Annotated in this window: 18 protein-coding genes and 1 pseudogene; 1 reads left to right on the top strand and 18 read right to left on the bottom strand. The window is 59.0% G+C overall.

Features of this window, described 5'->3' with window-relative positions; translation table 11 throughout:
* Positions 1-50: 50 nt before the first annotated feature.
* The 12 genes from L6418_RS06860 to L6418_RS06915 all read right to left on the bottom strand — a co-directional run bounded on the left by L6418_RS06860 (position 51) and on the right by L6418_RS06915 (position 8,386).
* A complete protein-coding gene (locus L6418_RS06860) occupies positions 51-590 on the bottom strand; it encodes a hypothetical protein (RefSeq protein WP_237246181.1) in 540 nt (179 codons plus the stop codon).
* 279 nt (positions 591-869) lie between these two features.
* Positions 870-1,196 carry a type II toxin-antitoxin system RelE/ParE family toxin gene (locus L6418_RS06865; RefSeq protein ID WP_237246182.1) on the bottom strand — a complete coding sequence of 109 codons (327 nt, stop codon included), beginning with the start codon at positions 1,194-1,196 and terminating at the stop codon, positions 870-872.
* Positions 1,193-1,468, bottom strand: a complete 276-nt coding sequence (locus L6418_RS06870; protein WP_237246183.1) for a type II toxin-antitoxin system Phd/YefM family antitoxin — start codon at positions 1,466-1,468, stop codon at positions 1,193-1,195. The genes L6418_RS06865 and L6418_RS06870 overlap by 4 nt, the downstream gene beginning before the upstream one ends.
* Positions 1,469-1,619: 151 nt before the next feature.
* On the bottom strand, positions 1,620-2,027 hold the full coding sequence (locus tag L6418_RS06875) for a type II toxin-antitoxin system VapC family toxin (protein WP_237246184.1): 408 nt from the start codon (positions 2,025-2,027) through the stop codon (positions 1,620-1,622).
* Positions 2,027-2,266: a type II toxin-antitoxin system Phd/YefM family antitoxin gene (locus L6418_RS06880; RefSeq protein WP_237246185.1), complete on the bottom strand. Its 240-nt coding sequence runs from the start codon at positions 2,264-2,266 to the stop codon at positions 2,027-2,029. Before L6418_RS06880 ends, L6418_RS06875 begins: the two co-directional genes overlap by 1 nt.
* 64 nt (positions 2,267-2,330) lie before the next feature.
* The gene (locus L6418_RS06885; protein WP_237246186.1) at positions 2,331-3,029 is read right to left on the bottom strand and encodes an SDR family oxidoreductase; all 699 of its coding nucleotides are present in this window, start codon (positions 3,027-3,029) and stop codon (positions 2,331-2,333) included.
* Positions 3,030-3,116: 87 nt separating this feature from the next.
* Positions 3,117-3,662 (bottom strand): hypothetical protein, encoded by a 546-nt coding sequence (locus tag L6418_RS06890; protein ID WP_237246187.1) that lies wholly within the window; start codon positions 3,660-3,662, stop codon positions 3,117-3,119.
* A gap of 115 nt (positions 3,663-3,777) precedes the next feature.
* Complete coding sequence (locus L6418_RS06895; RefSeq protein ID WP_237246188.1) at positions 3,778-4,644, bottom strand: HDOD domain-containing protein; 867 nt, start codon at positions 4,642-4,644, stop codon at positions 3,778-3,780.
* A 182-nt stretch (positions 4,645-4,826) separates the two neighbouring features.
* Positions 4,827-6,140, bottom strand: a complete 1,314-nt coding sequence (locus L6418_RS06900) for a hypothetical protein (protein ID WP_237246189.1) — start codon at positions 6,138-6,140, stop codon at positions 4,827-4,829.
* Positions 6,141-6,390: 250 nt separating this feature from the next.
* Complete coding sequence (locus L6418_RS06905; protein ID WP_237246190.1) at positions 6,391-6,981, bottom strand: YIP1 family protein; 591 nt, start codon at positions 6,979-6,981, stop codon at positions 6,391-6,393.
* Between the two features lie 211 nt (positions 6,982-7,192).
* Positions 7,193-7,867: a hypothetical protein gene (locus tag L6418_RS06910; protein ID WP_237246191.1), complete on the bottom strand. Its 675-nt coding sequence runs from the start codon at positions 7,865-7,867 to the stop codon at positions 7,193-7,195.
* 84 nt (positions 7,868-7,951) lie between these two features.
* Positions 7,952-8,386, bottom strand: a complete 435-nt coding sequence (locus L6418_RS06915) for a hypothetical protein (RefSeq protein ID WP_237246192.1) — start codon at positions 8,384-8,386, stop codon at positions 7,952-7,954.
* A 374-nt stretch (positions 8,387-8,760) separates the two neighbouring features.
* On the opposite strand from L6418_RS06915, the gene L6418_RS06920 reads away from it, so the two are divergent.
* Entirely contained in the window at positions 8,761-10,425 is a 1,665-nt protein-coding gene (locus L6418_RS06920; protein WP_237246193.1) for a methyl-accepting chemotaxis protein, read from the top strand.
* 41 nt (positions 10,426-10,466) lie between these two features.
* On the opposite strand, the gene L6418_RS06925 is transcribed toward L6418_RS06920, so the two are convergent.
* The 6 genes and pseudogenes from L6418_RS06925 to L6418_RS13470 all read right to left on the bottom strand — a co-directional run.
* Positions 10,467-11,012: a hypothetical protein gene (locus tag L6418_RS06925; RefSeq protein ID WP_237246194.1), complete on the bottom strand. Its 546-nt coding sequence runs from the start codon at positions 11,010-11,012 to the stop codon at positions 10,467-10,469.
* Between the two features lie 84 nt (positions 11,013-11,096).
* Positions 11,097-12,002 carry an SPFH domain-containing protein gene (locus L6418_RS06930; protein WP_237246195.1) on the bottom strand — a complete coding sequence of 302 codons (906 nt, stop codon included), beginning with the start codon at positions 12,000-12,002 and terminating at the stop codon, positions 11,097-11,099.
* A 9-nt stretch (positions 12,003-12,011) separates the two neighbouring features.
* Positions 12,012-12,437 (bottom strand): NfeD family protein, encoded by a 426-nt coding sequence (locus tag L6418_RS06935; protein WP_237246196.1) that lies wholly within the window; start codon positions 12,435-12,437, stop codon positions 12,012-12,014.
* A gap of 187 nt (positions 12,438-12,624) precedes the next feature.
* Positions 12,625-13,602, bottom strand: a complete 978-nt coding sequence (locus tag L6418_RS06940; RefSeq protein WP_237246197.1) for a hypothetical protein — start codon at positions 13,600-13,602, stop codon at positions 12,625-12,627.
* Between the two features lie 72 nt (positions 13,603-13,674).
* Positions 13,675-14,391 carry an ABC transporter ATP-binding protein gene (locus L6418_RS13465; protein WP_332875556.1) on the bottom strand — a complete coding sequence of 239 codons (717 nt, stop codon included), beginning with the start codon at positions 14,389-14,391 and terminating at the stop codon, positions 13,675-13,677.
* Positions 14,392-14,442: 51 nt separating this feature from the next.
* Positions 14,443-16,341 (bottom strand): annotated as a pseudogene (locus L6418_RS13470) (ABC transporter permease subunit); the annotation flags it as partial.
* Position 16,342 lies beyond the last annotated feature (1 nt).

A 16,342-nucleotide genomic window follows, 5' to 3' on the forward strand; every position in this document is an offset into this window, starting at 1 on the left:
GCATCTTCAGGGGGTTTAACTTATCGGAACGAGATGTTTGTCGAGGTAATTCAGAGCTTGATTTCAGAAGCCAGGGATGCTGCCGTGATTTCCAGGTTACCCATGATCTGTTGCCAATCGTTTCCGCGATGAGTTCCGATATATTCGAGGAACGAAGTGTCCGGATCATTCAGGAGGATGCCGATCGCGTATCCGTCGACGTTGTCCGTGATCTTCATCAGCACATCGTACTTGGTGCCAGTCGCCATCGCATCATCGATCACGACGGGGGCCGGATCGAAGAACACCCGTGGAACCTCCATGCGCAGGGCTTCGGTAAAATCGGTTTGAATGGCTGATTTCGCTGCGGCGAGGCTGCGAAAATCCGAGAAATGCCCGAAGGTTTGTATCTCGAAATACTGCTGCACAGGCGGGGTGATCTCCTGTTCATGCGCCGTTTCGAATGCCGACTCAATTTCCTCTCTGTGACCGGCTTTCAGGCTTATCCGGATAATGAGCGCCTCGGTTATGCCGGCGAAGCCATTGGCCTGGAAATATCGAACAATGCGTTCTGCCGCTTCATTGCCTTGCAGAGGGTGAGTGTTTTTCATTGGAACTTGTCCTGAAAAAGAGGAGCCCAGTTTACCTAAAGCGGACAAGGAGCGCTCCCACTCTGGGAGGCGATAAGGCGGTAAAGACGATTTGCCCCCGGGCAAGGTAGAATCCGCGCCAGCCTTCCCTCCTGTCACTCGTGAATAGCGAAACGGGGTCAGCATCGGAATACTTTTCGGCCTCACCCCACCACCCCGAAGCCTAGCAGCAAAGTCCCTTCTCGCCCATATGCCAAAAGATATAGACCTTCACCAAGACCATCAGGTACTTCAGTTTAGCTATACACCAAGCATCCTGCGCGACAACAATGCCTGCATGTCACGTCGTCCGTCTGCGATGATGTAGATGAATACCTGTTTGCCGGTCACCCGATAGATGAGGCGCCAGGGTTTGAAGTGGACTTGGCGATATTCGCGGATGCCCAGTGCGATCAGTTCTTTTGGGTGGGTGCCGCGTTCGGGGAATGCGGACAGTGTCGCCACGACTTCCAGCAATTTATCCAGCACATGGTCTGCGTTCTTCTGGCTGTCGTGCTCGGCGATGTAGTCGTAGATGCTTTCCAGGTCGCGCTCTGCGCCTTGGGTGAGCAGGACTTTGAAGCTCATGCGGCGGCGGTTTTCTTGGCTCTAAGACGACGTGCGACCTCGGCCACCGGGGTGACTTTGCCTGCTTCGATCTCCTGGTTGCCCAGTGCCAGTATCTTGAGCAGGGCCAGCGTTTCCTGGGTGTTTTCGTATGAGGCGATGTCTTGGATGACGGCTTTGGCTTCGCCGTTCTGGGTGATCAGGTAGGGCTCGCGCTTTTCGGCCAGTTCTTGCAGCACTTCGGCGGCGTTGGCCTTGAGATAGCTGATGGGTTTGATGTTGGTTGAGCGCATGATTTAATCCCTTGAATTACTCGAACCGAATATAGTCTTTTAATGGTCTCGTGGCAATTCCTGAACTTCCTGAATGTTTATGAAAATAAGGAATTAACAGGGAGCGCAATCTTAGGCAACTGCGTGTTGATCTGGCTCCACCTCAGATCAATCATGGCCTCAACGTCAGATGCACGACCAGTTCAGAGTATTGGCTTAGCACGCCATCGGTGGTGAGTAGATAGGCCGGTAACGATTGCGCCTGCGCGATCAGCAAGCGATCAAACGGGTCACGGTGATGCCAGGGCAAATCCACCAGGGAATAGCAATCCTCACCTTTCAGCGTCAATTCGGTGAACCCAGTGTCCAGCGCAAGGCGGTGAATATCCTCTGGAGAAAAATCGAAATCCGCGCGGTTCAGGGAGCGCTTGATTGCGATCTCCCAAATGCTGGCCGAGCTGAAATAGACGGTGTTGGATGAATCGGATACCCCCGCAACGACTTCTTGCGGCAAGCGTTCGGGGGCAAGCAACGTTGCCAGTAGTACATTCGTATCCAGCAGGTACACGTGCCGGGCCATTACTTGCCCTGCTCGAACATGTCGGTTATTTCACCTGCATTCAGGTTGTCGAAGCTTGACGGGAAAGTGAAACGTTTCTTGCCCAGCCCCAGCTTGCGAGACTTTGGCGCAGAGGCGAGGGACACCAGGCGTGCCACCGGCTTTCCGGCACGCGCGATCACGATCTCCTCTCCCGCCTCCGCCTGCTCGACAATACGCGAAAACTGGGTCTTGGCTTCATGGATGTTGACGGTTGACATGATATACCTCGCATGGACTAAGTGGACTAATCTTAGTCCATATCATGCGATCCGGCAAGATAAGTCACCAGGGAATCACCACCCCGTCATTGCCGATGAATTTGCCCGAGTCCGCCAGGGTGAGACCGGCTATCACTTTGCGCATGTCGGCCACGCTTTGCTCGACTTCAATCATGGCATTGGGGCCGCCCATGTCGGTCTTGACCCAGCCGGGGTTGAAGGCCACCGAGGTGATGCCCTGTGCTTTCAGGTCGACGGAGAGACTTTTCACCACCATGTTGGCGGCGGCCTTGCTGCTGCGATACAGGTAACTGCCACCGCTGCTGTTATCGTCCATGCTGCCCATCTGGCTGGTGATGGTGACGATGAGCTTGAGTTTGCTGCGCGCGATCTGCTCGACGAACGTTTCGACCATCTTGAGCGGGGCCATGGTGTTGATGTTGAAGGCAGCCATCCATTCCGCATAATCGGTATGGCCAAAGCCGTGTTTGTCCGCCGCCGGATAGATGCCGGCATTGTTGAGCAGCAGGTCGATAGATTCTCCGGAGAGCGTCTTCGCCAGCTGTTCGATCTGCGCATGGTTGGTGATATCGAGGGCGTGGAGTTTGATCAGGTCGGGATGGCGGGCCGCCAGTCTGTTGAGCTCATCCGCCTTGCCGGGATCACGGCAGCAGGCCAGCACGCGCCAGCCATCGGCTGCATATTGCTTGCAGAATTCCAACCCGATGCCGCGGTTGGCGCCGGTGATCAATAGTGTTTTCATGCTCGGCCTCCTTTGCTCCATCAACATTCATGGCATCGTCGTCTGAAGGAGCAGGCTCGGAATCCTTTTCCGCTCAGCCCCCTGCCCTCACTTGCCCGGTACCACCTGCACATGCGCGCTGCCCAGTTTCTGGTACAGGCGTATCTTGCGCAGGATAGGCCACCAGTCGTAAAGGAATATCTGCATCGGCCGCCACATGGCGACCCAGCCGACGATGGTCAGGCTTTCGCGGGCGATGCGATAGCCGGCGTTGGGGCCGAGGTCGCCGATGAAATCGGCTGCGATCAGGCAGCTGGAGACGAAGATGATGCCGATCGCCATGCTGATGCGGCCTTGCTTCAGCACTTGATGCAGCCTGCGGCGGGTACGTTCGGCCTGGTACAGGAAGTGGTTGTGGATCGCGCTGGTCAGCATCTCGGTCGGATCGCCCTGCTCCGGCCAGTGTTCGATGTGGATGGTGAGGTGGAAGCGGCTGTTGAGCGAATGACTCGATGCCCAGGATTCGATGAATTCATTCGCCTGGGGGTCGAGGTCTTTGTTCAGGAACGGTGTCGGGTCCATTGAATTGAACAGCTGCGCGATCTCGCGCACGCGCAATGCCAGACGATGAATGGGGGCGGATGTGGTTGTCATTCGTGCATCATACCAAGGGCACGCTGAATTATCCTGTGCTACAGCAGTGCTGCCATGTCACGCCGCCTGCCCGCAAGAAGTCTGCTTGCAACGACGGGAATGGCGAAGGGGAATGTCAGTTCCGGTACTGCCGCATCTCGCCGAGGATATCCAGTGCTGTCTCGTGGAATTCGTCGGGCTCCATGCCGATGTGGTTGAGGGCATGGGCGTGGGCAGGCAGTTGCCCCATCGTGCCTTCCTCTTCAAATCCCATATAGACGCTGGCCATGTGCTCGGCCAGGAGCAATACCGCAATGAAGCTGCGCACCATGTTGGAGGCTTGATGCGAAAGATCGGTGAAGATGCTCAGGTCGTGGTGATGCAGGATGGTCTGGCAGATGTCCGCAGGCAAGCCCCAGTTGCGCGCCAGCATGTTGCCCACCACCGCGTGATTGGTGCTGAGCATGGCTTCTTCCTTGCGGTGGATGCTTTCCCAATCGCCTTCGTGCAAGGCGTCGTCGAATGGATGATCGGGAAAACGCTGCATCAATAGCGGCACCCCGCTGTCGTGGAACAGGCCGACGGTGTAGGCATCCTCGCTCGAAATGCCGGGCAGCGCCTTGGCCAGCATCGAGGCGGCCTCGGCCGTGCAGTTGGATTTGTCCCAGAACTTTTCCAGGAATGCCCGGACGTCCGGATCGGTGGCGCTGACGCTGTTGCGCAGGTACAAGGCATTCACCGCCAGCATGATCTTTTTCAAGCCGAGTACCGAGACTGCCTGCGGGATGGAGCTGATGCTGCTGTTGCGCCTGAAGGCGGGTGAATTGGCCAGCTTCAGCACGGCGGCCGAGAGACCGGGATCGTTGCCGACCATCCTGGAGATGAGATTGAAATCCGGTTCGTCCTTGCGCGCTTCCGCCATGATGTCCTGCATGATCGCAGGACAGGCCGGCAGCTGGATGTTGCCAAGGATCTTTTCAACGTTCTCCGCGGTTCCGTGCATGGTTCAGTCCCGATTTTGGAAATCGTAATACTGTATCAGAGATTCTTTACAAAAATAAAACGCCTTGCTGTGCAGGGCGTTCAAAGGCACAAATCTTATGGGGTTGTGTGAGGATGACTACCGGTGTCGATTTTGCATAAGCGTCGCTAAACGATTCGCCTCCGGCAGATTGTTCCGCTTCATCAAAGCGAACTGACTTGCGTGCTTTCCTCGTCGGGGAACGGCCAGACTGGTTCGGGTGGAACCAATGCGGCTTTTCTGGCGGCGGCCTCGGCCTTCTTCAGCGCTGCCGCAGCCTTGCGCGCTGCGGCTTCTTCCTGCTTGATCTGCTTTGCCTGTGCCGCTGCCGCTTTGCGCGCTTCGGCTTCCGCTTTCTTCGCTGCGGCAAGTTCCTGTGCGGCCAGCCTGGCTTGTTCGGTTGCCAGCTTTCTTGCCGCCGCCGCTTCTTGTGCGGCGATCTTCTTGGCCTCGGCTTCCGCCTTCTTGATCGCCGCTGCTTCCAACGCGGCCTGCTTCCTGGCTTCGGCCTCCGCTTTCTTTTCGGCAGCGGCCTGTTGCGCCGCCAGCTTGCGCGCTTCCGCTTCGGCTTTCTTCAACGCCGCTGCTTCTGCTGCTGCTTGTTTCATTGCTGCGGCCTCGGCTTTCCTGGCCTCGGCCTGTGCGATCTTCAGCGCGGCCGCTTCAGCTGCAGCCAGTTTCTTCGCTTCGGCCTCAGCCTTCCTGGCGGCAGCGGCCTGCTGCGCGGCGAGTTTTCTGGCTTCCGCTTCTGCTTTCTTCTGCGCTGCGGCTTCTGCTGCGGCCTGCTTCTTCGCTTCGGCCTCGGCTTTTTTCGCGGCCGCTGCTTGTTGCGCGGCCAGCTTGCGTGCCTCCGCTTCCGCTTGCTTCAATGCGGCGGCTTCCGCTGCTGCCTGTTTTTTGGCTTCGGCTTCCGCCTTCCTCGCTGCCGCGGCCTGCTCGGCGGCGAGCTTCCTGGCCTCGGCCTCGGCTTGTTTCTGCGCCGCGGCCTCTTCGGCCGCCCTCTTCCGGGCTTCGGCTTGCGCTTTTTTCAACGCAGCCGCTTCCTCTGCCGCTTTTTTCTTCGCTTCTGCAGCAGCCTGTTTGGCTGCGGCGGCTTCCAGCGCACGTTGCTTTGCTTGTTCCTTTGCCAGTTCTTTGGCGGCAGCTGCTTCCTGTGCCGCCTGTATGCGGGCGATCCTCGCGGCTTCGGCATCTGCACGCGCCCTTTCACCGGCTTCCTGCGCGGCGCGCATCTGCTGCTCGGCGCTGGCCTGGTTCTCTACGGCTGCCGCATAAGCGGCTTGCGCTGCATTGGCAGCTTCTTCCTTTTGTGCTGCGATGACCTGTCTGGCTTCCAGTGCCTGTCTGGCTTCTGCCGCTGCCTGGTTGGCTGCGAGCATCGATTTGTTGGCGAGGGTCAAAGTCTTTGTTGCGGCTGCCGCGTTCTTCGCAGTGCGAATCTCATCGGGTGTCAATTTCACCTTCTTCACCTCGGTCATCTACATCTCCTCAATCAATACGTTAATCAGATCAGGCACTTCGAAAAACTGTTGAATCCGGATTCAAGCTGCCGTGTCGCACCGGAAACGCCCGTTTTTGCTGCGTCCCGGAGCAGCCCCATGCATGAGATACATCTTGCCGAAGATACAGAACGAACGTTCTGATGTCAATTATGAGCGCTTCCTTGTGGCAACCGGCGCAAAAAAAACGGGGAAGACTTGCGCCTTCCCCGCTCTGCAGCCGGCCGCTTCAGTGCATCAGCAGCAGGTTGGAAGTGACAAAGCTCCAGGTGAGCAGCGTGAGATACATCATCGCAGCCCATGCCACCATGCCGGCTGCCAGGATGGAGCCGGACAGCAGCATGGCATGGCCTTCTTCCTCGACCTTGAGGATGGATGGCAGGCTGAAGAAGATCAGCATGCCGGAAAGGACCATCGCCGCTGCGCCTGCGGTGACATTGACGATCACGCTGGGGATGAACAGGAATAACGGCGCGATCCATAACGGTGTCGGCACCACTACTGCGAGTTTGTAGGCATCCTCAAAGGAGGGTTTGATGCTCACCACTTCGCCCAGGCGCTGGATGACGTAGGCAACCAGGAAGGTCATCGCCAGTTCGGCAATGAAGAACACGAAACCGATGGTCTGCAGTTGCCTCTCGTTCAGCACCATCCCTGCATGCTGGCCGTAGGTGACGCCGGCGTAATGGATCATGACCGGCGGCAGCACGGAGAGCGGCAATGCATACAGGAAGAACAGTTTCAAGACCGAGATATGACTGTGGGTCAAGGTTTCCCATCCGAGGAAGTGGGACATGCGAGGTAAATGGAGTTGCGCCATGATGAACCTCCTGACTTGTGATGTTGCGGGGTTACATAGACCGCAATAGTTGAGGAAAGTTACGGGGGTATATGACACGCAGGAAGGGTCGGAGCGGCTATGGGCGAGCCGGGAAAATCAATGATCCCGGTTCGAAATGCTTTTCTGCATGCCGTACGCGCACGATGCGGCATGCCGGAAAAGGCAGCTCGAACCTGGGTGCAGGGTTGCGTCAGAACTTGAGGACCAGGCCGGCGGATGCCATGGTGAGGGTCACTTTCGCGGTGCCCGGAAGACCATATTGGCCGTAGACATCGTAGGTGCCGAAATTCTCGAACTGCGCACGGATGGCGAAGCTGGAACTGATGTCGATCTGGCAGCCGATGCCGTAGGTCAGGGCGTTCTTGGCCGAATTGACGATGCCGATATTGTTTAATGACACGCCGGTGTAGTTGTTGCTGGTGTTGAGCTTTTCCTGGAACTCGGCGCGCGCGACGCCGATCTTGCCGAAGAACGAGACGGAGTCGCCCACGTGCAAGGTGCCCGTGCCGGCAAACGCCCATCCTCCGGATTTCAGCGACCAGTTGGACTGGTAAGGCACGCCCGTCATGAGTACCGTGCCATATCCCTGGGCATTGCCGAAATCCCCGTAACTCGCTTCCATGCCCCACGTGGGGGTGAACTGGTAGTCGTAGGCCAGGCGATAGGCCTTATGTCCTTCCGAGCATCCGGTTCCATTCATGACGGCGGTATACCATGGCGAGGTACAGGCGTTCTTTTCCTTGGCGTAACCGGCATTGATGATCAGCGCCGATCTGGTCACTTCCGAATAATTGCCAGCCCAGGCCGGGGTTGCCGATAAGGCGATGATCGCTGCCAGCGCGCATGTCTTCAGGTAGTTCAACATTTAGTCTGCTCCATTCGGGTCGATTGAATTATTGGGGGCGATGAACAACACGGGGCAGCCAGGCTGCCCCGGTGATCGGTTCGTTCATTTCTTGTTCTGGTAGATGTTGTCGACGACCTCGTCGACCATCTCTTGCGGCGACTTGCGTGTCAGCGAGGTATGCAGCGAGTTGCCCGTGGCCAGTTGGGCACCGGTCTTCGGATCGTTGATGTTGATGGTCAGTTCCAGCATGTACATGGTCATGTCCCACATCCATTTGTCGATGTAGACGACCACCGCATCGACGTTGGCCGGCGGAGCTTCTTCACCGGTGGTGACGGTGACGCCCTTGCTGCGGAATTTGTCGGCAACCAGCTCGTTGATCTTGCGTCCGTCGGCCGGGATCTTCTTCACGTACATGGTTTTCAGCGCCGACAGGTTGGTCGACGGACTGACATTGGCGGTGGCATGATTGGCGCAACCGGTGGTCATTGAAGCGACAAGTCCCAGAATTGCGGCCAGTCTCAGAAAATTCTTCACAACATTCCCCTTTGGTCTATTGAATGAATGAACAACGATCTTGTGCTGCAGGTGCTATCGATACTTCGCAGCGAAGACTAGCAGCAATGACCCTGCTGTCATATATGCCAAAAGATATAGACCTTCAGCTAAACCGAACCGGTTCGTCCACGCATACGGCCTTGTTTTGCGCATCGAAATTCCATTTTTCTTGCCTGTGCACATTCTCGCCACGCCATTTCGGCATTCGATATTTGTCTTTTGTTTTCAAGAAATAACCGGGATTTCCGCCTCAATTCATCACTTGCCTTTCTGTCCTGCCTGCTAACGTGTCAACATGCGGCAAAACCGCAATCGATGGCCATCAGATATGCCGGCATTCAGGGATAAAAAATATGAATCTGCGCTTTGAAAATTTCCAGCTCAAATACAAGTTCGCGCTTTATTGCCTTGCAGCCTTGCTCATCGCCGAGCTTTCCTTTGCGCTGCTGGTACAGCTTCTTGAAGTGCAATCTTCCTGGGCGATATTGGTGACCGGGGTGGCAACGGCGCTGGTCGCAGCGCTGATCTTCTATTGGTTGATCGCGCGCCAGCTCGTTAGCCTGAGGGACATCGCAGAACAATTGGCCAGGCTGGGCAAGGGAGACATCACGGCCCGGGTCGTATGGCAGGAAGCCCGCAAAGAGGCGGTGCAGGACGAGGCTGCGTTGCTGCAGCGGGTTGACCAGTTGGCCAAGACCTTCTCCGCTTATTTCCAGGGCGGCTTCTCGTTGCATCCCGAAGCCATGCAGACGGTGGGAAAGACCCAGGTGCCGGCGCTGAAGAACGAGCAGACGATACTCAACATGAACTTCAGCCAGGTGGATCGTTTGTTCGCCGAGACGAAAGGCGTGGCGACAATCTTTGCTCGACGCGGCGAAGACTTCGTCCGGATTGCCACTTGCCTGAAGATGCAGAACGGCACGCGTGTGGTCGGCACGATGCTCGACAGTACCCGCCCTGCTTATGGCAGTTTGCTCAAGGGACAGGCCTTCACTGGCCGCGCCAGACTGTTCGGCACCGACTACATGACCCAGTACAACCCGGTGAAGGGACGCTCCGGCGAGGTCATCGGTGCCTTGTTCGTGGGGCTGGAGATCGCACGCGCAGCCCTTGCCGGGAATGAGATCGCTGCGCTGGCACAGGGCGTCAACAGTGTGGCGGAAGAATTCGGCAGTTTCGTCAATGCCATCGTCAAGGCTGCCGAGGCGGTGGCCGATGCCTCCAGCGAACTGGCGGCCAACTCGGCCAAGGCTGCGCACAACTCGGAGCAGCAAAGCGAGGCTGCTTCCTCGACAGCGGCGGCCGTGGAAGAAGTCACCGTCAGCATCACCCTGGTTGCCGAACGCGCGCAGGAAACCGAGAGCGCCTCGGCTGGCGCCAGCGACCTGTCGGAAGATGCACAGCGACTGATACAGGAAGCCTCCAGCAAGATCGCCCGCATCGCCGACTCCGTGAATGACCTGTCACAGGCAATCGTCACCCTCAAGGATCATTCGACCGAGATCGGCGGCATCGTGCAGGTGATCAAGGACATCGCCGATCAAACCAACCTGCTGGCCCTGAACGCCGCCATCGAAGCGGCGCGCGCCGGCGAACAGGGGCGTGGCTTTGCCGTGGTGGCGGACGAAGTGCGCAAGTTGTCGGAACGGACAGGACAGGCGACGCTTCGGATCGCCGAGATGATCGACTCGATCAAGCAGGAGATCTCGGCTGCCACGCAAGGCATGTCTGCCAGCAGAGGCTATGTCGACGAGGGGGTGGTGCAGGTCAAGAGCGTGCATGACGCCCTGAACAGGATCAAGGACGGTTCCCACCAGATCGTGTCGATGATCGGGGAGATCAGCGCTGCTACCAGGGAACAAAGCATGGCCAGCACCGAGATCACGCATAACGTGGAAAAGATCGCCCAGATGACGGAGGGCAACAGTTCGGTGATTGCGGAGGTGTCGAGTTCGGCCGCCCATCTCGAGCACATGTCCTCGACCTTGCAGAACATGGCACATCGATTCAGGCTGTAGTGCGTCGGTCCTGCAGTATCGCCGGCCAGGCCGGCACCGGCTCAGTTCTCGCGCTGGCCGCCCTGCTGTTCCGCCGCGCTGAACAGGTAGGGATCGACCTTGGCGGCTTCGCTGCAGCGGAGTGCGGATGCCAGCAGGTGTTTCGCTTCGTCGATCTCGCGGGCATTCTCTTTTTTGGTCATGTCGAAGACCCATTGGCCCAGGAAATAACCCAGGACCGCCCCGCCGATCGCGCCGAACAGCCCCAATCCCCATTGACCGATCACCACCGGCCCGATATAGGCCGCCGCCAGCAGCGGCCAGGGGTGCTGTCCTGCCTTCGCTTCCGCCTTTGACACACCCTCCTTCGCCAGCGATACATCCTGCTCGCATTTGATCAGGTAAAGCTGGTCGAGCCTCCCGGTGGTCGAGATCAGTTTGTTCCTGAGCTCAGGGTCCGCCACGGAATAATAGGCATCGCGCAATTTGGCGGGTGAACCGGTCTCCCGCGCCTGCCTGACTGCCTGGCCGATCGCGGCTTTCGCTTCCAGCTTATCGATCAACGCACTCAGTTGGTCCATCTCGCGCTGCACTTCATTCTCTCCCATTTGCAACTCCCCCGATTCTTGTTTTCAACTGCCGCTGGCGTGATGCCGACTTGCGCCGACAAGCATACACCGGTTTCGCGCCCGCTATTTCTGCGCCTTCACGATACTCATCGCAGTCGCCACCATCGTCCCCATGTCCGCCAGATTGCCGGGCAGGATGAGGGTGTTGCCTTCCTTGGCGACGTTACCGAAGGCTTCGACGTATTTTTCCGCGACCTTGAGGTTGACCGCATCCATGCCCCCCGGTAACTGGATGGCCTGTGCGACTTGCTGGATCGCCTGTGCGGTGGCCGCAGCGACGGCCTTGATGGCTTCAGCCTGGCCCTGTGCAGTGTTGATCGCCGCCTGTTTCTCGCCTTCTGAACGCTGGATGAAGGCTTCGCGTTCGCCGGTGGCGATGTTGATCTGTTCTTGCTTGCGCCCTTCCGAGGCGGCGATCAGTGCGCGCTTCTCGCGCTCGGCGGTGATCTGCGCCTGCATGGCATGCAGGATTTCTTTCGGCGGCGTCAGGTCCTTGATCTCGTAGCGCAGCACCTTGACGCCCCAGCTGGTGGCTGCCTCGTCCAGCGCGGCCACCACGGCGCGATTGATGTCGTCGCGTTCTTCAAAGGTCTTGTCCAGCTCCATCTTGCCGATCACCGAACGCAAGGTGGTCTGCGCCAGCTGTGTGATCGCCATGATGTAGTTGCTGGTGCCGTAGGAGGCCAGCCGGGGATCGGTCACCTGGAAATACAGGATGCCGTCGACCTGCAACTGGGTATTGTCCTTGGTGATGCAGATCTGGCTGGGTACATCGAGCGGGACTTCCTTGAGCAGGTGTTTGTAGGCGACGCTGTCGATGAACGGGATGACGATGTTCAGGCCGGGGGACAGCACCGCATGGAAGCGCCCCAGGCGTTCCACCACCCAGGCGTGCTGCTGGGGCACGACCTTGAGCGCCTTGACGATGAAGATGATGGCTGCAACCAGTATGAACAGGGCGATTTCCATGTTTCCTCCTTAATGTTGCTGCGGTTTGCGATGCGTCAGGACCAGGCTGGAGCCCCGCACCGCCTTGATGTAGAACAGGCCGTCGTGCGGCGCTTCGACCGATTCGGTTTCCGCGTCCCACTCGGCGCCGCGATAGTGCACGCGCGCCGTCCCGTCGTCGTTCCATTTGAGCACCTTCACCGGCTGGCCGATATCGAGGCCGGCATCGGTCGTTTCCCTGGGCCGGCCGCTTTTCCAGCGCCGCAAAACGACGGTGCCCGCGACCACCATCAACGCACACAGCACCAGCTGCCAGCTGATGCCGGCACCGAGCAAGGCCGCCAATCCACCCGCGGCCATCGCGATGGCGATCATCAACAGGTAAAAGGTGCCTGTTGCCATCTCCAGGCCGATCAGTATCAACGCCAACAAGAACCAGTAAGCATATATTTCCATGGATGTTCCTTCTACCCCTCCGGGCCGCAGCCAGCCTCTCAAGCAAGGTCGCTTGCCGTCAATTATGCGGCATAAACCCGCAGGACGGAGCCTGACAGCAAAAGTATGCCCGACCCGCTCTTCAAAAAACAAAAGACGTGTACTGGAGCAGCACACGTCTTGCGATATCCGATGTCTTGTCCGCTGCTTATTTGGCCGCAGCCTTGGCGGGAACGATCTTGGCCACGTAGTGCACGCAGATCGTCACTTCGCTATCCGACTTCAGTTCCTCGTCTGCCAGGCGTTCGCGTTCGCTGGCCAGGTCGAAGGTGATCCGGTTCCCCTCCGCGTCCTTGATCAGCGAGAAGTCGGTCACTTCTATGCTGGTCAGGTGTCCCGGATTGACGATGCTCTTCCAGGACATCTTGATCTTGCATTTGTCCTTGGCAGCCGGTTCGACCGGCATCTGGATCGAGTAGATGCTCGATACTTTCCTGATCTGCCCGTACGGCACGACACGTTCGACCTTTTCCCAGGTGTGCGAATTGATCGGGGTCTTGGCGGATTCCGGGATGACCACGTCTTTCGAGCAGAAAACGGTATGCGGGGAATCTTCCGCGATGCTCCTGATGTAGACCTCTTCCATGTGGAAGTCGCCTTGCAGCGCCTTGGGAATGACGTCGAGCAGGAAGGCGCCGTCGACCACGATCCCGCCCGGTTTGGCCAGGTCGTTCAGCCGGGACGCCAGGTTCAGGATCTGGCCGGAATAATCGATGACCTCCTCGCCCGCATACAGGCAGAACGCGGTGCCCCGCGCGACGCCAAAGCCTATCCTTTCGGGCAGCGGATAGTTGATCATCAGATCGTCGGTGAACATGGTCGGGTAATCGTTGATCGCCTTCTGGCATTGCCGCAGCACGGACTCGGCGACCGACAGCAGGTCGGCCTGGTCGTATTTGTACCTGAAGGCCATCAGCAGGCCGTCGCCGGTGGGCTTGGCAAACACCGCATCGGTGAAATACACGCTGAGCAGCTTCTCGTAGAACTTGCGGATGAACATCGCGATCTCCGGCGCCTGGCGGCCGACGCTGAAGCCGGAGAAATTGCGTATGTCGCAGACGACGGCGATGACGAATTCCGAGCGCCCTTCCGCGTCCCTGAATTTCCTGATCATTTCTTCAAGCATCCCGATCCCTTTCCGAAAGCTGCCGTGCAGCCAGATGTTCGATGCCAAATCCAGGCTGATGCCTCCGTGCCGTCAACCCAGATAAGCCGCCAGTACGCGCTCGTTCTTGGCCAGTTCTTCCGGTGTGCCCTCGACGGCGATGCGGCCGTGCTCCAGCACGTAGGCATAGTCGGCCACCTCCAGCGCGCTCTTGGCAAACTGCTCGACCAGCAACATGGTGATGCCGGCCTCCTTCAGCTTGTTGATGATGACGAAGACTTCCTGCACGATGACCGGTGCGAGGCCCATGGAAGGTTCGTCCAGCAGGATGATCTTGGGGTTGGCCATCAGCGCGCGCCCGATGGCCAGCATCTGCTGCTCGCCGCCGGACAGTGTGCCAGCCGCCTGCTTGCGTCTTTCGTGCAGGCGCGGGAAGAGCGCATAGACTTTTTCCAGGTCCGCACCGGCTTTGGATGCGAAGCCGAATACCTTGGGCAGGCGGGTATACGCGCCGAGCAGCAGGTTGTCCTCGACCGAGAGCGGCGCGAATATCTTGCGCCCTTCCGGCGAGTGCGCCAGACCGAGGCGCGAGATCCGGGAGGCGCCCAGATGCTGCACTTCCTTGCCATCCAGCAGCACCTTGCCCTTGCTCGGTTTCAGCATGCCGGACAGCACGCGCATGGCCGTGGTCTTGCCGGCGCCGTTCGCGCCGATCAGCGCGACCACGGAACCCGTCCTCACCTCGAAACTGGCGCCGCTCAGCACTTCGCTGGCGCCATAGCCGGCATGCAGGTTTTCGACGCGCAGCATGGTGGATTCGCCGAGTTTCCTGGACGAGGTCGATGCTTCCTTGCTGTCGCCCAGATAAGCGGCGATCACGTGGGGATCGCGCTTGACGTCATCGGGCAGGCCTTGCGCGATGATCTTTCCTTCGTCGAGGACGGTGACGAAATCGCAGACCTCGTTCACCACGCTCATGTGGTGCTCGATCAGGATGGTGGTGATGCCGCGCGCGCGGATCTTGCGGACGATCTCGATGAGGTTCAAGACATCCGGATGCGCCAGGCCCGCAGCGGGTTCATCCAGGATCAGCAGCTTGGGTTTGCGCGCCAGCGCGCGCGCGATCTCCAGGAAGCGCTGTGCACCGTATGGCAGGTCCTTGGCCTTGGTCCTCGCCTCGTTCGCCAGGCCGACCAGTTCGAGCAGGGCCAGCGCATCCGCCTGTGCCTTGTGTTCCTCGCCGTAGGCGAAACCCAGCAGGACGAGCGGCAGCGATTTCCTGTATGCGCCTTCGCAGGCGACCATGACGTTTTCGAGCGCGCTCAATTCGGCGAACAACTGCAGGTTCTGGAAGGTGCGTGCGACCCCGGCCCTGGATACCTTGAACAGGCTGCCTTTGGGCAGGTCTTCGCCGCGCAGTCGCAACTGCCCTGCACTCGGCGCATACAGGCCGGAGATGACGTTCACCAGCGTGCTCTTGCCGGAACCGTTGGGGCCGATCAACCCGTGCACATGGCCGGCCAGCACTTGCATCGACACGCCGTCCACCGCCTTGATGCCGCCGAAGTGGCGTTTGACCTCGACGAGCTCCAGCAGCAGCCCGCTCTCTTCTTTTTTCGGCAGTACCGATTCCAGCGTGGAAGGCGCGGGCAAGGGACGTGCAGGCACCTTGAACAGCCGCGACAACTGTTTGCCGGCGAAGCCCATCAAACCTTCGGGCAAGCCCACCACGACCGAGAACAGCATCAGCGCGAAGATCGCCTTGCGCCAGTCTTCGGTATTCACCACCAGCAGGCTGCCGGCAACCAGCAGGGTCATGCTGACGATGGGGGCCGCGACCTGGAAAGTGATCTTGCGCTGCTTGCGGAAGGTGACCGTTCCTGCCATCAGCGCGAAAAACAGCCCGATGAAGGAGAACACCTGGAACAGCGAGCGGTTGGACAGCAGGTTGGGCAGCAGCACGATCAGGCAGGCGCCGACGAACGCGCCCCACAGGCTCTTGCGCCCGCCCAGCACCACGCCGAGCAGCAGGATCACCATCAGTTCATAGACGAAGCTGTTCGGCTGCAGGAACTGGAAATTGAAGGCGTACAGGCCGCCGGCCAAACCGCCCAGCCCGGAACCGAGCGCAAACGCCGCCACCTTGTGGCGGAATACGCCAACTCCCATCGCATCGGTGGCAATGGGGCTGTCGCGCAATGCCTCGAACGCCCTGCCCCATTGCGAATGCAGCAGGTTCTTCATGGCGACCCAGGTGAATGCCAGCAGGACCAGGCACAGCCAGAAGAAACTCTGCGGATCGAGATGGAAGCCGAACAGCAGCGGCCGGTCCACCTGCAGCCCCTGCGCGCCTTGCGTGATGCTCTCGAGTTCGTTCAGCGTCGTGGCGGTCAGTGCGGAGAAACTGAGCGTGGCCAGCGCGAATTGCGGCCCTTCCAGGCGCAACGCAGGGAAAGCAAGCAAGCCGCCGAACGCAAAGCCGACCAGCAGGCTGGCCAGCAAGGCGGGCAACAGGGTGAAGCCGAACGTCATCACGCACAAGCCGCCGGCATAGGCACCCAGGCCGAGGAAGGCAGCGTGCGCGAGGTTCACCTGCCCCAGATAGCCGACGCTGACGTCGAGCCCGATCAGCAGGATGCCGTAGATGGCCAGCAGCGTCAGCAGTCCCAGTACATAGGCGTTGCTGACAGCAAGCGGGATGCAGGCAAGAAGGATGAAGGCGACGAGTTCTGCGCCATTGACGAGCAGGATTCTTTTCAAC

Origin of the sequence: Sideroxyarcus emersonii (assembly GCF_021654335.1) — a bacterium.
GTDB lineage: Bacteria > Pseudomonadota > Gammaproteobacteria > Burkholderiales > Gallionellaceae > Sideroxyarcus > Sideroxyarcus emersonii.

What these genes read in the sequence shown, in the direction of transcription:
- L6418_RS06860 (WP_237246181.1), bottom strand. Translation starts at nt 590, where the DNA reads ATGAAAAACACTCACCCTCTGCAAGGCAATGAAGCGGCAGAACGCATT.
- L6418_RS06865 (WP_237246182.1), bottom strand. Translation starts at nt 1,196, where the DNA reads ATGAGCTTCAAAGTCCTGCTCACCCAAGGCGCAGAGCGCGACCTGGAA.
- L6418_RS06870 (WP_237246183.1), bottom strand. Translation starts at nt 1,468, where the DNA reads ATGCGCTCAACCAACATCAAACCCATCAGCTATCTCAAGGCCAACGCC.
- L6418_RS06875 (WP_237246184.1), bottom strand. Translation starts at nt 2,027, where the DNA reads ATGGCCCGGCACGTGTACCTGCTGGATACGAATGTACTACTGGCAACG.
- L6418_RS06880 (WP_237246185.1), bottom strand. Translation starts at nt 2,266, where the DNA reads ATGTCAACCGTCAACATCCATGAAGCCAAGACCCAGTTTTCGCGTATT.
- L6418_RS06885 (WP_237246186.1), bottom strand. Translation starts at nt 3,029, where the DNA reads ATGAAAACACTATTGATCACCGGCGCCAACCGCGGCATCGGGTTGGAA.
- L6418_RS06890 (WP_237246187.1), bottom strand. Translation starts at nt 3,662, where the DNA reads ATGACAACCACATCCGCCCCCATTCATCGTCTGGCATTGCGCGTGCGC.
- L6418_RS06895 (WP_237246188.1), bottom strand. Translation starts at nt 4,644, where the DNA reads ATGCACGGAACCGCGGAGAACGTTGAAAAGATCCTTGGCAACATCCAG.
- L6418_RS06900 (WP_237246189.1), bottom strand. Translation starts at nt 6,140, where the DNA reads ATGACCGAGGTGAAGAAGGTGAAATTGACACCCGATGAGATTCGCACT.
- L6418_RS06905 (WP_237246190.1), bottom strand. Translation starts at nt 6,981, where the DNA reads ATGGCGCAACTCCATTTACCTCGCATGTCCCACTTCCTCGGATGGGAA.
- L6418_RS06910 (WP_237246191.1), bottom strand. Translation starts at nt 7,867, where the DNA reads ATGTTGAACTACCTGAAGACATGCGCGCTGGCAGCGATCATCGCCTTA.
- L6418_RS06920 (WP_237246193.1), top strand. Translation starts at nt 8,761, where the DNA reads ATGAATCTGCGCTTTGAAAATTTCCAGCTCAAATACAAGTTCGCGCTT.
- L6418_RS06925 (WP_237246194.1), bottom strand. Translation starts at nt 11,012, where the DNA reads ATGGGAGAGAATGAAGTGCAGCGCGAGATGGACCAACTGAGTGCGTTG.
- L6418_RS06930 (WP_237246195.1), bottom strand. Translation starts at nt 12,002, where the DNA reads ATGGAAATCGCCCTGTTCATACTGGTTGCAGCCATCATCTTCATCGTC.
- L6418_RS06935 (WP_237246196.1), bottom strand. Translation starts at nt 12,437, where the DNA reads ATGGAAATATATGCTTACTGGTTCTTGTTGGCGTTGATACTGATCGGC.
- L6418_RS06940 (WP_237246197.1), bottom strand. Translation starts at nt 13,602, where the DNA reads ATGCTTGAAGAAATGATCAGGAAATTCAGGGACGCGGAAGGGCGCTCG.
- L6418_RS13465 (WP_332875556.1), bottom strand. Translation starts at nt 14,391, where the DNA reads ATGCTGCGCGTCGAAAACCTGCATGCCGGCTATGGCGCCAGCGAAGTG.